Origin of the sequence: Brenneria izbisi, from assembly GCF_025840185.1 — a bacterium.
GTDB lineage: Bacteria > Pseudomonadota > Gammaproteobacteria > Enterobacterales > Enterobacteriaceae > Brenneria > Brenneria izbisi.
The window spans coordinates 244176-259653 of the sequence record NZ_JAMPJU010000002.1 but is presented as its reverse complement, the minus strand read 5'-3'; the positions used below and the strand labels follow the sequence as shown (position 1 = coordinate 259653).

The 15478-nt window shown below is 44.6% G+C and carries 14 protein-coding genes; 11 read left to right on the top strand and 3 right to left on the bottom strand.

Annotated features, from left to right (window positions below):
* The first annotated feature begins 24 nt into the window (after positions 1 to 24).
* The 4 genes from wcaJ (at position 25) to NC856_RS03860 (ending at position 5060) form a co-directional block, all read left to right on the top strand.
* Positions 25 to 1422 (top strand): undecaprenyl-phosphate glucose phosphotransferase, encoded by a 1398-nt coding sequence (wcaJ, locus tag NC856_RS03875; protein WP_264089122.1) that lies wholly within the window; start codon positions 25 to 27, stop codon positions 1420 to 1422.
* A gap of 105 nt (positions 1423 to 1527) precedes the next feature.
* Positions 1528 to 2682, top strand: coding sequence for a glycosyltransferase family 4 protein (locus NC856_RS03870; protein WP_264089121.1), 1155 nt, complete (start codon positions 1528 to 1530; stop codon positions 2680 to 2682).
* A 101-nt stretch (positions 2683 to 2783) separates the two neighbouring features.
* A complete protein-coding gene (locus NC856_RS03865; protein ID WP_264089120.1) occupies positions 2784 to 3791 on the top strand; it encodes an NAD-dependent epimerase in 1008 nt (335 codons plus the stop codon).
* A gap of 102 nt (positions 3792 to 3893) precedes the next feature.
* Complete coding sequence (locus NC856_RS03860) at positions 3894 to 5060, top strand: nucleotide sugar dehydrogenase (RefSeq protein WP_264089119.1); 1167 nt, start codon at positions 3894 to 3896, stop codon at positions 5058 to 5060.
* Positions 5061 to 5105: 45 nt separating this feature from the next.
* Here the strand turns inward: NC856_RS03860 and rfbD are convergent, their stop codons facing one another.
* The 3 genes from rfbD to rfbA are packed head-to-tail and all read right to left on the bottom strand — an operon-like array spanning position 5106 to position 7361.
* On the bottom strand, positions 5106 to 5957 hold the full coding sequence (gene rfbD, locus NC856_RS03855; protein ID WP_264089118.1) for a dTDP-4-dehydrorhamnose reductase: 852 nt from the start codon (positions 5955 to 5957) through the stop codon (positions 5106 to 5108).
* Positions 5957 to 6490 (bottom strand): dTDP-4-dehydrorhamnose 3,5-epimerase, encoded by a 534-nt coding sequence (rfbC, locus tag NC856_RS03850; protein WP_264089117.1) that lies wholly within the window; start codon positions 6488 to 6490, stop codon positions 5957 to 5959. Before rfbC ends, rfbD begins: the two co-directional genes overlap by 1 nt.
* Before the next feature lies 1 nt (position 6491).
* Positions 6492 to 7361, bottom strand: coding sequence for a glucose-1-phosphate thymidylyltransferase RfbA (gene rfbA, locus NC856_RS03845; RefSeq protein ID WP_264089116.1), 870 nt, complete (start codon positions 7359 to 7361; stop codon positions 6492 to 6494).
* A 285-nt stretch (positions 7362 to 7646) separates the two neighbouring features.
* On the opposite strand from rfbA, the gene NC856_RS03840 reads away from it, so the two are divergent.
* The 7 genes from NC856_RS03840 to NC856_RS03810 all read left to right on the top strand — a co-directional run bounded on the left by NC856_RS03840 (position 7647) and on the right by NC856_RS03810 (position 15321).
* Positions 7647 to 8033 carry a DedA family protein gene (locus NC856_RS03840; RefSeq protein ID WP_264089115.1) on the top strand — a complete coding sequence of 129 codons (387 nt, stop codon included), beginning with the start codon at positions 7647 to 7649 and terminating at the stop codon, positions 8031 to 8033.
* 177 nt (positions 8034 to 8210) lie between these two features.
* The gene (locus NC856_RS03835; RefSeq protein WP_264089114.1) at positions 8211 to 9113 is read left to right on the top strand and encodes a sugar phosphate nucleotidyltransferase; all 903 of its coding nucleotides are present in this window, start codon (positions 8211 to 8213) and stop codon (positions 9111 to 9113) included.
* A gap of 318 nt (positions 9114 to 9431) precedes the next feature.
* On the top strand, positions 9432 to 10838 hold the full coding sequence (gndA, locus tag NC856_RS03830) for an NADP-dependent phosphogluconate dehydrogenase (RefSeq protein ID WP_264089113.1): 1407 nt from the start codon (positions 9432 to 9434) through the stop codon (positions 10836 to 10838).
* A gap of 524 nt (positions 10839 to 11362) precedes the next feature.
* Positions 11363 to 11650 (top strand): hypothetical protein, encoded by a 288-nt coding sequence (locus NC856_RS03825; protein WP_264089112.1) that lies wholly within the window; start codon positions 11363 to 11365, stop codon positions 11648 to 11650.
* 75 nt (positions 11651 to 11725) lie between these two features.
* Entirely contained in the window at positions 11726 to 12403 is a 678-nt protein-coding gene (locus NC856_RS03820; protein WP_264089111.1) for a YjbF family lipoprotein, read from the top strand.
* Positions 12404 to 12412: 9 nt separating this feature from the next.
* Positions 12413 to 13192 carry a capsule biosynthesis GfcC family protein gene (locus tag NC856_RS03815; protein WP_264089110.1) on the top strand — a complete coding sequence of 260 codons (780 nt, stop codon included), beginning with the start codon at positions 12413 to 12415 and terminating at the stop codon, positions 13190 to 13192.
* Positions 13192 to 15321: a YjbH domain-containing protein gene (locus NC856_RS03810; RefSeq protein ID WP_264089109.1), complete on the top strand. Its 2130-nt coding sequence runs from the start codon at positions 13192 to 13194 to the stop codon at positions 15319 to 15321. Before NC856_RS03815 ends, NC856_RS03810 begins: the two co-directional genes overlap by 1 nt.
* Positions 15322 to 15478: the final 157 nt, after the last annotated feature.

The window sequence follows — 15478 nt, the reverse complement described above, 5'->3', positions numbered from 1 at the left end:
TAATACTACATAGATGGTTTAGCTATGACACCTCGAAATAATAGGGTTCGCTCTAAAACTAACGCATCGTTGATTTCTATAGCGCAGCGTTTTTCAGATATTTTTATTATGTTTTCAGGCCTGTATTTTTTATGCCTGATTAATGAACAGCAATTTATTTATAATTATATGCTAGTAGCATTGGTTTCTCTGGTTGTTTTTCAAATGATTGGTGGAATAACGGATTTTTATAGATCTTGGCGAGGAGTTAAACTCTCAACAGAGTTTAATCTTATTTTTCGAAATTGGACATTGAGTATAGTCTTTACTGCAGGGATTGTTTCATTTTTACCAACTTTAAAAGTTAGTTTTACCCTTTTTATTCAGTGGTATATAGTGGTATGTGTTGGAATAATCCTTTGTCGATTGGCTATCCGATTCAGTGCCGGTGTCCTCAGACGAATGGGGTATAACCCCAGAAAAGTTGCTATAGTAGGATCCTTGCCTGCAGGGTTAAATTTGGCTCGTAGTTTTAACGAGGAGCCTTGGCTAGGATTCGTTGTTGAGGGGGTCTACGATGATCGTCCCTTATCAATAGATAGTGGAATTCGCTATGTCGGAAATTTTAATGACTTGATTGATGATGCCCGTCAGGGGAAATTAGATCGTATATACATTGCTATGAGTATGGGGGATGAAGAAAAGATAAAATATGTAGTAAAAAATCTTACAAATACAACCTGCTCGGTAATGCTAATTCCAGATGTTTTTACATTTAATATTCTTCAATCTCGTACCGAAGAAGTTAACGGTGTCCCAGTCGTGCCTTTATTTGATACGCCTATGAGTGGTATTAATATGCTCTTTAAGCGTTTAGAAGATATAGTTTTTTCCACTCTTATACTTATCTTGATTTCACCATTATTACTTTTGATTAGCTGTGTTATAAAGTTTAGTTCTCCTGGACCCGTGATTTTTCGACAAACACGTTATGGAATGGATGGGAAACCAATCCAAGTCTGGAAGTTTCGTTCTATGACGGTGATGGAGAATGATGGGTTTGTTAAACAGGCTACGAAAAATGATGTGCGCATTACTCGTGTTGGCCGCTTTCTACGGCGCACTTCTCTTGATGAGCTACCTCAATTCTTTAATGTGTTATTTGGTCATATGTCAATTGTTGGGCCTCGACCACATGCTGTTGCACATAATGAGCAGTATAGAGATTTGATTGAAGGGTATATGTTGCGTCACAAAATGAAACCGGGAATTACTGGTTGGGCTCAGATTAATGGTTGGCGCGGAGAAACAGATACACTGGAAAAAATGCAAAAAAGAGTTGAATATGATCTTGAATATATTAGAGAGTGGAGTATTTGGTTTGATATTAAAATAATTTTTTTAACTGTTTTTAAAGGCTTTGTGAGCGAAACTGCTTATTAAGTATTATAAGCCTTATAAATATATTATCAATATTTTAGATTGTTGATTATTAGTGTTTATGATTTTATACTTAAATTAATAACAGGTGTCGTCCAAGAGAATATCATGGTGAAAAACGTTAATATCGGTATTGTTGCTGATTGGCTGGTAACTTATGCAGGTGCTGAGAGAGTTATAAAAGATTTATTGAATATATATCCAGAGTCAGAGCTTTACGCAGTAGTAGACTATCTTTCTGATGATGCAAGAGGTTTATTCCATGACAAAAGGGCAATAACAACTTTTATTCAACGTCTGCCTGGTGCTAAAGCGCATTATCAAAAATATTTACCTCTAATGCCATTAGCTATTGAACAGCTTGATGTTTCACAACATGATATTATTATTTCTAGTAGTCATGCTGTCGCTAAGGGAGTCTTGACAGGACCAGATCAGTTACATATTAGCTATATTCACTCTCCAATTCGTTATGCTTGGGATTTACAGCATCAATACTTAAGAGAAACAGGGCTAGATAAAGGAATAAAAGGGAAATTAGCACGATTACTATTGCATAAAATCAGAATCTGGGATTACCGTACTGCACATGGAGTAGACCATTTCATTGCTAATTCTAATTTTATTGCGCGTAGAATAAAAAAAGTATATGGACGGGATGCGGATACAATATATCCACCTGTTGATATAGATAGATTTACATTTCAAGATAAAAAAGATGATTTTTATTTTACCGCATCAAGATTGGTTCCTTATAAAAGAATGGATTTGATTGTTGAAGCCTTTAGCTATATGCCTGATAGAAAATTAGTGGTTATTGGCGATGGCTCAGAAATGAAAAAAGTGAAATCAAAAGCATCAAAGAATATAGAAATATTAGGCTATCAACCTAATAGTATTATGCTGGAATATATGCAAAAAGCTAAAGCATTTGTTTTTGCTGCTGAAGAAGATTTTGGTATTACTCCCGTAGAAGCTCAAGCATGTGGAACGCCAGTGATTGCTTTTGGTAAAGGAGGTGCCTTGGAGACAGTTAGACCTTTTGGGGTAGATAAAGCAACGGGAATTTTTTTTGAGAAGCAAGATGTCGCATCAATTATATCTGCGGTTGAGAAATTTGAAAGTATACATTTACAAATAAACCCAAATCATTGTCGAGAGAATGCATTGCGATTTTCTTCTGAGCGATTTTGTAAAGAGATGTGTGATTATATTGATGGGAAGTGGAACGAATTTAATGATAGAAAAATGATAGTGTATTAAATTAATTTTCCACTTCCATACTATTTAACATCTCTATGATATGTGTCGTGTTTGAGAAATGACAATGTTTTCTGTCTAATATTAAGTATGAGAGCTATCTAATGAAATATCTTGTTACCGGTGCGGCCGGTTTTATCGGTTTTTATGTTTGCCAGTCATTATGCTCAAGTGGCCATGATGTTGTAGGTGTGGATAACCTTAATGACTATTACACCGTATCGCTTAAAGAAGCGCGTTTGGCTCAACTGGTTGCTCTGAGCAATTTCCATTTTAAGAAGTTGGACATTTCTGATACATCTGCGATGAATGAGTTGTTTGCTTCTGAAAATTTTGACCGAGTAATCCATCTGGCAGCACAGGCTGGAGTTCGTTACTCGCTAGAGAACCCGATGGCCTATGCCCAGAGTAATCTTATGGGATATGTGAATGTACTTGAAGGGTGTCGCCATCATAAGGTAGAGCATCTTGTCTACGCTTCGTCCAGTTCAGTATATGGGCTTAACAACAAGACTCCATTCTCTACCGAAGATAGTGTAGATCATCCAGTGTCGTTGTATGCTGCTACCAAGAAATCTAATGAACTTATGGCCCATGCCTATTCGCATTTGTATGGTTTACCCACAACAGGCCTACGTTTCTTTACTGTGTATGGTCCTTGGGGGCGTCCAGATATGGCTCTATTCAAATTTACGAAAAATATCCTTAGTGGTAAGCCTATTGATATTTACAATCATGGAGACATGCGACGCGACTTTACTTATATCAGTGATATAGTGGAGGGAGTGGTGCGTGTCGCTGATGTTGTGCCTCAGGCTAACTCGTCATGGAGAGTTGAGACGGGTTCTCCAGCTACTAGTTCGGCACCGTATAATGTGTACAACATTGGACACGGAAGCCCAGTAAAACTAACGGATTTTATCACTGCACTGGAAAATGCGCTTGGAATTGAAGCGAAAAAGAATTTTATGCCTATGCAGGCGGGAGATGTATATCAGACTTATGCTGATACAAATGGATTGTTTGCAGTAACAGATTATCGTCCACAGGTGAAAGTTGTTGAAGGTGTTCAGGCATTTGTCGATTGGTATCGCGATTTTTATCAATCCTAAATCTCGTCTTCTGAGAATATAGTATTATGCTAGAAATATCTTCTATTATTTTCTGCTATGGTTTTTACTTACTATTTCATGTTGGATTAATGTGATTTGAAAATGAAAATTGCGATTGTAGGTACCGGATACGTCGGTTTATCGAATGCTATGTTGTTAGCGCAGAATAATGAAGTTATTGCGCTAGATATCGTTGATAAAAAAGTAGAGATGCTTAATAAAGGTGTTTCGCCGATTGATGATAATGAAATAGACGATTTTATTAAGAATAAGAAACTTGATTTTAAAGCAACAACGAATAAGACTTTGGCATATAAAAATGCAGAGTTTGTTATTGTTGCAACCCCAACTGACTATGATGCTACAACGAATTATTTTAATACAAAATCTGTAGAATCTGTGATTCAGGATGTACTATCAATCTCTTCTGAGACTGTAATAGTAATAAAATCAACGATTCCTGTCGGGTATACAAAAAAATTACGTCAGAGATTTAATACTGAAAATATTATTTTCTCTCCTGAGTTTTTACGAGAAGGTAAAGCGCTTTATGACAATCTTTATCCATCCCGTATTGTAGTGGGAGAACGTTCTGAGCGGGCGAATAAATTTGCTAATTTATTACTGCAAGGTGCAATCAAGAAAAATGTGCCAGTATTGTTTACAGACTCAACAGAAGCTGAGGCCATAAAATTATTTTCCAATACCTATCTGGCAATGCGTGTAGCTTATTTTAATGAATTGGATACTTACGCTCAAACTAATGGCTTAGATACTAAGCAGATCATTGAAGGTGTCGGCCTAGATCCGCGTATTGGCAGTCACTATAACAATCCATCTTTTGGTTATGGTGGCTATTGCCTGCCGAAAGATACAAAACAGTTGTTAGCCAATTATGCCCGTGTTCCTAATAATTTAATTAATGCAATTGTTGAGGCGAATAGGACACGTAAGGATTTTATTGCTGATTCAGTCATTAGTCGTAATCCAAAAGTTGTTGGTGTTTATCGTTTAGTTATGAAGTCTAACTCAGACAATTTCCGTGCTTCAGCTATTCAAGGAGTAATGAAACGTATAAAGGCAAAGGGAATTGAAGTGGTTGTCTATGAACCAGAATTGAAAGAAGATTCTTTTTTCCGTTCTCGAGTAATTCAGAGTTTAGCTGAGTTTAAGCAATTATCAGATGTAATTCTTTCTAATCGAATGTCGCAAGAATTATCTGATGTTTGTGAAAAGGTTTATACCCGAGATCTCTTTGGTTCGGATTAATAAAATTAGCCTGCTTTATTTATTCTGAATAAAGCAGGCTAATGTCTACTCGGTAATAATATCTTTAAGCCGGTTTTCCCAATCAGACAGAACAATATTAAGTTTTCTAATTTTTGAGCAATTCAGGCTTGAATAGCTGGGGCGGTTAGCCGGTGTAGGGTATTGTTGTGTCGTTATAGGTGCTAGACTTGGTATAGATTTAATAACGCCTTTCTTTTTGGCAATATTGAAAATTACTTTAGTAAACTCATACCAGCTTACTTCTTCATCACCACAATAATGATAAATGCCTTTTTCGGCCTGCTGTTGTAATAGTGTAATAATAGCCAATGCAATATCACCGGCGTAGCTAGGACACCCACGTTGATCGCTGACAATACTAAGTTTGTCTCGCTCTTTCGCCAGTCGGATCATCGTTTTTACGAAATTATTGCCATACTCACTAAACACCCATGCAGTGCGAACAATAATCGAATCCGATGCCGCTTTCATTACCGCTTGCTCACCGGCTAGCTTGGTTCTGCCATATACACTTAATGGGTTTGTAGGACTGTTTTCGGTGTACGGGTGTGTAGCTTTGCCATCAAAAACATAATCGGTTGAAACATGTACCAGACGTATTTTGTTTTCGTGTGCAACAGTTGCTAAATTTGCCGGGCCGGTGACATTGATTAATTCTGCTAGCAAGGGTTCTGATTCTGCTTTATCAACAGCAGTATATGCGGCCGCGTTTACAATAGTATCCGGCTGGAATTGCTCTACCGCTTGTCTGACTTGTTCGATATCCGTGATATCTAACTCATCCGCATCCGTTGCCTGGATTTCCCATTCTGGTGGAAGGCGATCCTGAAAACAGCGACCTAGTTGGCCTTTTGCACCGGTAAGTAATATCTTCATTATCTTAAATCTCTGAACAGTTTTCCCTGTTTATCCTTTTCAGACAATATTGGGTTGAACTCCGGCCATTCAATACCAATTTCCGGATCGTTCCACAGCAGGCAATCTTCATCCTGTGGGTTATAGTAATCCGTGCATTTATATTCAAAATCAGCAGTATCAGATAAAACAGCAAAGCCATGGGCAAGCCCTGGGGGTAGCCAGAACTGAGTTTTGTTTTCTTCTGAAAGAATAACGCCGTGCCATTTACCGTAAGTTGGTGACTCAGGACGGATATCAACGGCGACATCAAAAACTTCGCCACACACAACTCGAACCAATTTCCCTTGTGGGTTGGTGCGCTGGAAATGCAATCCCCTCAACACGCCTTTACTTGAACGGGAATGATTGTCCTGGACAAAATCAAGATCGATATTCAGCATCTGCTGATAACGTCTTTTTTCGAATGTTTCCAGGAAGAATCCTCGAGCATCACCGAATACTTTCGGCTCAATGATTTTGGCGCCATATATTTTAGTTTCTATAACTTGCATATTAACTTTCTGCGATTAGTCGTATTAAATATTGTCCGTAAGGAGTTTTACCCAACAATCTGGCTTCTTCAGCAACCTGTTCGCGGGTAACCCAACCTTTGCGATAAGCGATTTCCTCAATGCAGGCAACCTTCAGCCCCTGACGTTTCTCTATGGTATGAATAAATTGGGATGCTTCAATCAGGCTGTCATGAGTACCAGTATCTAACCAGGCAAATCCGCGCCCCAGTAACTCAACGTTTAGTAAGCCTTGTTCAAGATACATTTGATTAAGGGTAGTAATTTCCAGTTCACCACGGTGAGAGGGTTTTACCTGACGTGCCATATCGACCACATTTTTATCATAGAAATAGAGTCCGGTTACAGCCCAGTTTGATTTTGGTTTTTCCGGTTTTTCTTCTATGGATAACGCCTTAAAATTTTCATCAAATTCAACGACACCGAATCGTTTCGCATCAGTGACCTGATAACCGAAGATAGTAGCCCCTTTATTCTGAGCGACCGCGGCTTCCAGTTTTTTACCGAAGCTTTGTCCAAAATAGATGTTGTCACCAAGAACTAATACACAACGATCGCCATCAATAAACTCTTCGCCAATAAGAAATGCCTGAGCAAGTCCCTCTGGCTTGGGCTGGATTGCGTAGCTTAATTGAATGCCGAAACGACTACCGTCGCCCAGTAAACGCTGGAAGGAAGGCATGTCTTCTGGCGTGGTGATGATTAAGATTTCGCGGATACCAGCAAGCATTAATACAGAAATAGGGTAATAAACCATCGGTTTATCATAGATTGGCAGTAACTGTTTGGAAATTCCGCGAGTAATGGGGTACAGGCGTGTGCCTGTTCCTCCCGCTAATACGATCCCTTTCATCATCATACCTATAAAATGTCTAATCAACCGCGGTGTTATAAGAGCAACAGTATATCTGATGGCACAAGAATTGTCTGATGTGACAGGAAAAAATCAAACAAGCCTCTACTCACCCTTACGTTAACAGAAAAATAAGGCATCAATCTGTCCCACTACATCACGCAATACGCTTACTGGCTGCTATTTTGTAACCATCACCTTGATGGGAGGGCGGCGCAAAACGGACTGCTGCATTGGCCGTGGGGGATTGCTGTGGTCGCGGTTGGCTGTTCACTGGGCGATTAGGTGCTGTATTTCGCTGGACGTCGCTATGGCGAACGGATTATCTTCCGTTTACAGGGCCAGCAAAAACGCATCGCCTATGCTCAGCGTTTGATTGCCCGTCATCCGATGCCGTTTGTTATCGGCGTGCGCTTTATGTATGGCGTTCGTCTCATCGGCCCGACGTTGATCGGCGCAGCCCGACTTTCCCTTAGACGCTTTGTGCCGCTCAATCTTCTTAGCGTCGTTCTTTGGGCTTTGATATTTGTTATGTCCGGCTATTTCGGCGGTCAGGTGATTGAAAACATCATTGGCGATGTCGATAAAAAGCTCGCTAGCCTCTTTTTTGTGGTACTGATTATTCTCATCATTCTGTTGTTGCGCCGTCAGTGGAGTGATTTCTCTGTTTGATGGAACACCCAATGATTGATTTTTATTGTCGGCATCATGCCGGAATATCACTGATATCTTAGAAAAAGGCGATTCTGGAGATCTGTTTGGCTCAGATTAGGTGTAATCTTAAAGTCATGCGTGGCGTAGAGGGATTACGCTGCCAGGTGAAACAATCAGATTAAAGAGAGTCAATTCATGACATCATTGAAAGCAGTTATCCCTGTCGCGGGTTTAGGGATGAATTTGTTACCGGTGACCAAAGCGATTCCTAAAGAGATGTTACCGATAGTCGATCGCCCGGTGATTGAAAAAATCGTCAACGAGTGTGTTAACGCCGGTATTACCGAGATTGTATTGGTGACGCATGCATCCAAAAATGCTATCGAAAACCATTTCGACACTTCCTTTGAACTTGAATCTCTGTTGGAAGAGCGCGCCAAGCGTCAGTTGCTGGCCGAGGTGCAGTCCATCTGTCCGAAAGGTGTGACTATCATGAACGTCCGTCAGGGAGAAACGCTGGGATTAGGGCATGCGGTATCTTGCGCCAGACCTATTATCGGCGATTCGCCGTTCGTTGTGGTGCTGCCTGATGTGGTGCTGGATGAATACACTGCCGATCAGTCGAAAGAGAATCTGGCGTTGCTGATCTCCCGTTTTGAAGAAACCGGGCGTAGCCAGGTTCTGGTTAAACACCGGCCTTATGAAGTTTTGCCGGAATATTCGGTGATAGAAACTGCGGACAGGTTGACCAAAGCTGGGGATGCGTCTGCGATTACCTCAATGATTGAAAAACCTGAAGCGCCTTCGGCCACCGGTTCGGATCTTTCCGCAGTTGGCCGCTATGTGTTGACGGCGGATGCCTGGCCGCTGCTGGCTAAAGCGGTTCCCGGCGCCTGGGGACGCATCCAGCTTACGGATGTAATTGCTGATTTGATTTCAACTCAGCAGGTTGATGCCGTGCAAATGGCGGGTAAAAACTTTAACTGTGGCCGTAAGTTGGGTTATGCGCAGGCTTTTGTTTCTTATGGATTGCGCAATCCTGAGTTGGGGGCGGAATTCCGGGAAAGCATTAAGGCGCTGCTGAAAAAGCAGGGTTGATAGTTACTGTCTACGTTATGCCTGAGCAGGCATAACGTATCCTTGAGTCTGTTAGCTGGCGTGACGGAAAAAACCGTAGCAAGGATAATGCATCGCTTCCCGCTTATTATCGAACGCCGCAATAAAGGCAAATGTCCCGATAAGAAAAGTGGCTATAAAGCGAGATGACATCACGAATTATGGCTATTAAACCAATCACTATTCACCTGCCGTAAGCTGAGTTACCATGTGGGCCTGTTTTTAATTGCCTGCGGGTTTGCAACTTATTGTGTTTGCAACGGCCACGGGCAGGTTATCCTTCAGACAGGAGTTGCTTTAATGTCCAAACAGCAAATTGGCGTTGTGGGTATGGCGGTGATGGGGCGCAATCTGGCGTTGAACATCGAAAGCCGTGGCTATACCGTTTCCGTTTTTAACCGCTCTTCAGATAAAACTGACGAAGTGATTGCAGAAAATCCAGGTAAAAAACTGGTGCCGTGTTACACCGTTGAAGAGTTCGTTGAATCCCTGGAAAAACCGCGTCGCATTCTGTTGATGGTTAAAGCCGGAGAAGCGACCGATAAAACCATTGAATCTCTGAAACCGTATCTGGATAAGGGCGATATCCTTATCGATGGCGGCAACACCTTCTATAAAGATACCATCCGTCGTAATCGTGAATTGTCCGCCGAAGGCTTTAACTTTATCGGCACTGGCGTTTCCGGCGGTGAGGAGGGCGCATTGAAGGGGCCTTCCATCATGCCTGGCGGTCAGAAAGAAGCATACGAACTGGTTGCGCCGATCCTGGAAAAAATCGCTGCTCGCGCCGAAGGCGAAGCCTGTGTCGCCTATATTGGTGCGGATGGTGCCGGTCATTATGTGAAAATGGTTCATAACGGCATTGAATACGGCGATATGCAGCTAATTGCCGAAGCCTATGCCTTGTTGAAGCAGGCGCTGAATCTGGGGAATGACGAACTGGCCGCGACTTTCTCCGAATGGAATAAAGGTGAACTGAGCAGCTATTTGATTGAAATCACCGCGGATATTTTCACCAAAAAAGATGAAGACGGAAAATATCTGGTTGACGTGATCCTGGATGAAGCGGCAAATAAAGGTACGGGCAAGTGGACCAGCCAAAGTTCTCTGGATTTGGGTGAACCGCTGTCGTTGATCACTGAATCTGTCTTTGCACGCTATCTGTCCTCCCTGAAAGATCAACGTGTTGCGGCGTCCAATGTGCTGACCGGCCCAACCGCGCAGCCGTTCAGCGGCGATCAAGCTGAGTTCGTTGAGAAAGTGCGTCGCGCGTTGTATCTGGGTAAGATTGTCTCTTATGCGCAGGGATTCTCGCAGTTGAAAGCGGCATCTGAAGAGAACAACTGGGACCTCAACTACGGTGAGATTGCCAGCATTTTCCGTGCTGGCTGCATCATTCGCGCCCAATTTCTGCAAAAGATTACCGATGCGTATGAGCAGAAGGCTGATATCGCCAATCTGCTGCTGGCGCCTTACTTCAAGCAAGTGGCTGATGAATATCAGCAGGCATTGCGTGATGTGGTGTCTTATGCGGTTCAGCAAGGCATCCCGACGCCGACATTCTCCGCGGCCATTGCATATTATGATAGCTACCGCTCTGCGGTATTGCCCGCTAACCTGATTCAGGCCCAGCGTGACTACTTTGGCGCGCACACTTATAAACGCACTGATAAAGAAGGCGTATTCCACACCGAGTGGTTGGAATAAGGTAGACCGCTCCGCTTCCGCCCCATTCGTTCCTGCGCAGGTTCGAACAGGGCGGAAGGGGCGAAAAATCACGGGAAAGGACGACGGAAATAGCTAATCTGGCAAGCATAAAATAAATGATAAATTTATTAATAGCCTGAAATATCAGATTAGGAAATATCTGGTATTTTGCTGAGAATGCGCTTTATGTTGTTATCGCTCAGATTTTTATCGTTTTTTTTCTCTCATTTTTGTAAATATAATTAAGTAAACTTCTTTTTATACTGATATCTTCATTGTCTATTGTGTCAGAATCTTGCTATTTTTAACGGTGTTGCGCAAATTGTTCTGGGGCATATGTCTCAGTTCTTGGTTTGAGGTGGTTTTTACTGCCATGCACGACTGGGTGGACCCCAGTCTCGGTCCGGCTAAGGGTAGAAAGATGTTCTCCTGTTCCTGGTCTGACCGAAATGAAGGACGGGGTATGGTCGAATCGGCGATACTCCACCCTGCTGAAGTACTTCATGTTCAAAAAAGGAAATCGTATGAAGAAAACGTTAATTACACTGGCTGCGGTATTAGCCATGTCGTCAAATGCGTTTGCTGTTGATGGTGTTTCCAGTGAAACCGCTGCTGGTTCCTCCACGACAGTTACCACCACCGCTGGCGCTGCCGGCGCCGCTGGCGCAGGTTCTGCGGCAGGCACCACTGGTCTGATTACTGTGGGTGTCGCTGCGGCTGTGGCTGCGGGTGTCGCTGTTGCCGTTGCCAATGACGATGACAATGGCAGCACTGGTACAAGCACAAGCACGACTACCAGCACTGCTGGTTAATATTGTTTCTATTACAAGGCCACTTCGGTGGCCTTTCTTTTTCCGGGTCAAGCTGTTCAGCGGGAATTTCATTCAATGACCAAAATAAAACGCATGGCAAAAATGAATGTGCTGATTGCCATACCTCTCGCCTCAATTATCCTGACCGGTTGTTCCCAAAAAATGGATGCCTTTAGCAGAACCGCTAAGCTGGCCTTTCTGGGACAGGATGATACTTATGTCACCGCCAGACAGGTTGAAAATACGCCTTATGCTTCCGCTTATCTGAAAGTTGGCGATGCGCCGCAGGCGTTTGTGGTTCTGGCGTTCGCCGAGCAGGAACAACTGAAATGGATCGCTGCGGATAAAAATATGATCGTGACGCAGCATGGTCGTTTGGTTAAAACCCAGGGATTTGGTGAAGACATTACGAATGTCAATAATCTTGACCGGGATCCACTGGCATTGGGATTGCTGAAATCAACCACGCCGATGACGTGGCAAAGTCGTTTTGAATGGGCGCAGGTGTTCCGGGGCGGCTATGAGGTAACGTCGATATTTCGTTCCCGTGGTAAGGAAACGTTAACGATTCTGGATAAATCACGTGAATTGGTGCGTTTTGATGAACAGGTTACTGTTCCGGCATTGAACGCAAGCTATACCAATAGCTACTGGATTGAACCGTCTAATGGACAGGTGGTGCAGAGCTATCAATATATGGGGCCGGATATGGCGCTGGTGAAGTTCACCGTATTAAAACCATACGTACAATAAGGGGCTTACATGTTGGCACTCACTCGTATGGCTACCTTGTTGCTGCTGGTTTCCGGGGCGGCGACCGCCGCTCAGTTAACGGTTAAGGATCCGCAGCAGACTATTGCGGTAGTAAAGCTGGATGATGGTACGCGTCTAGAAAAATTTTATGAGCAGGTGGTCTTTCCGCAAAATGCAAACTGGCAAGCGGCATTGATTTCAGATTTCGCCACTACGCAAAAAATATATGAGCAGGGCGATGCATTAAGATCAAAACTGGCGGAACTGGAAACGCGTTGGCGTAATTCTGGTGACGGCGATCTGGCGATATCGGCGTGGTTGCTGCGTAAAACGCTGGAGCCGATTAATGTCGCTGGTCGAATTCACACCGATCTCGACCCTGATCTCGTGCGGATTTACCTGAAGAATAATCGTCCGCTGGTAGGGGAGTATGCGCTGTATGTTCCCCAGCATACCGCCAATATTTCGCTGATAGGGTTAGTGAATACCTCAGCCGATGTGGGTGAACTGGAAACATCAGGACACGTCGCGCTTCAGTCTGGATGGTCAATCGAGCGTTATATCGCCGGTAGACGACTGCTGGCGGGGGCGGATAAAAGCGTTGGCTATCTGATAGGCGGTAACGGTACATGGCGGAAAGTGCCGCTGGCGCTCTGGAACCGTAAACATATTGAGCCTGCCGCGGGAGAAACGCTGTTTATTGGTTTTGATCCGTCAACGTTGCCCAGTGACATGGCCGCGCTGAACGATCAGCTTGCTGACTATCTTGCTAACCGGATCCCATTCTGATGACAAAAAACAGAAATTTTAAACTTGGCTGTCTGTCGTTGGCAATCGGCAGCATTTTGAGTGCGCAGGCGATGGCCGCTGATACGCCAAACAGCAGCGAAACCAACCTGAATACCCGTTATCAACCCGCCGGCGTCTCACAGTCCGATTTTGGCGGCACCGGTTTATTACAAATGCCGACAGCGCGTATGGCGGAAACCGGCGAGTTCAGCCTGAGCTACCGTGATAACGATGAATATCGCCGTTATTCGGTATCGTTACAGTTGTTCGACTGGCTGGAAACCACGGTGCGCTACACGGATATTCGTACTCGTCTCTATAGCAACGATCCCGCTTTCAGTGGTGATCAAACCTATAAAGACAAAGCCTTCGATCTCAAAGCCCGGTTGTGGCAGGAAAGTTACTGGTTACCCGATGTGTCGGTCGGATTTCGTGATATCGCCGGGACAGGATTATTTGACAGTGAATACCTGGTGGCCAGCAAGCGCATGGGGCCGTTTGACTTTACCCTCGGCATGGGCTGGGGAAATATGGCGGAAAGCGGCAATATCAGAAACCCGGCTTGTTCGCTGTCTGACGGCTTCTGTACTCGTACTGATAATACGGGAACCGGTAAGTTTGAAGTGAAGAACTTCTTCCACGGTCCGGCGGCGTTGTTCGCCGGGATCGAATACCAAACGCCGTGGGATCCGCTGCGTTTGAAATTGGAATATGATGCGAACGACTACAGCAATGAAGCCGCCGATCGTGGTCGTAGAGAGAAAATTACTCAGGATTCCCCTCTTAATGTGGGGATGGTGTATCGCGTAGGCAATGTGCTGGACACCACCCTTTCCTGGCAACGTGGTAATACCCTGATGTGGGGCTTTACCCTGCGCACCAACTTTGACAGTCTGAAGCCTTCCCATGTTGACGATGCGCCGCCAGTGTATGCGCCGGTGCGTGATGGCAAAGGCACCAACTGGCAACAGGTGGCAAAAGAACTGGATGACAAGGCCGGGTATCGTGAAGCGGATATTTATGCCGACCCGCGTCAGGTGACGATAGTGGCGCAGCAGGATAAATATCGCGATAACGACGAAGCCTCGCTGCGTGCGGCCACGGTACTGGCGAACCATGTGCCGGAAGGCGTCAGTGAATACCACATCGTGCAGCGCAACCAACGCCTGCCGATAGCCAGCACTCAGGTGGATGCCAAAGCGTTCCATCAGGTGCAGCAATCAGCGACGCCGTTGGGCCAGCCTGAACCGGAAACGCATCGCGCGGAGCCGCTGTCTGAGGCGCGAGGTCAGCAGGTACTGCGTACTGAACCGAAGCGTTTCTCCTATTCATTGGATCCGGCGTTGACCCAATCTATTGGCGGTTCTGAATCCTTCTATATGTATCAGGTGGCTTTGAAAGGGAATGTGGATTATCGTCTGACGGATCACTGGTCAATTGGCGCAACCGCCTCGCTGAACCTGTTCAATAATTACGATAAGTTCAATTATAAAACGCCGCCTGCCGACGGCGCCGCGTTGCCGCGCGTCAGAACCTGGATCAGGGAATATGTCACTTCTTCTGATTTACTGCTGACCAACCTGCAACTAACGCGTATGGATAACCCGTCCCGTGATTGGTACACCCAGGTCTACGGCGGTTATTTGGAAATGATGTATGCCGGTGTCGGTTCCGAAGTCTTGTATCGACCGTTTGGTCAAAGCTGGGCGCTGGGATTGGATGTCAATTACGTGAAACAACGTGACTGGAACGACATCATGAAAACAACTGACTACGATGTCGTGACAGGCCACCTGACCGCATACTGGGAGTTGCCGTTTGTGGAAGGGGCGCTGGCGAAGGTGAGCGTCGGACGTTATCTGGCTGGGGATAAAGGGGTTACGCTTGATCTGTCCCGCCGCTTTGACAGCGGCATTATCGCCGGTGCATTTGCGACTAAAACGGATGTCAGTTCAAGCGAATACGGGGAGGGCAGCTTTACCAAAGGCTTCTATATCTCGGTGCCGTTTGACTTACTGTTTACCGAACCAACCGTGAAGCGCGGTTCCGTTGGTTGGGTGCCGTTGACGCGTGATGGCGGGCAGATGCTGCAACGTCGCACCTCGTTGTACGGCGTGACGGATCATTGATCTCATTGAAAGGGGAATGCGGGTTCCGCATCCCCTTTGTCTCTGAGAAAGCAGAGACATTTATTCAGTGTCGGTAACGGCGTATCTTTTATCATCAGGCAGTGGATTATCGGTGATATCCATCACAGATTGCTCCGGCGGCGTTTGAGTCGCTTTA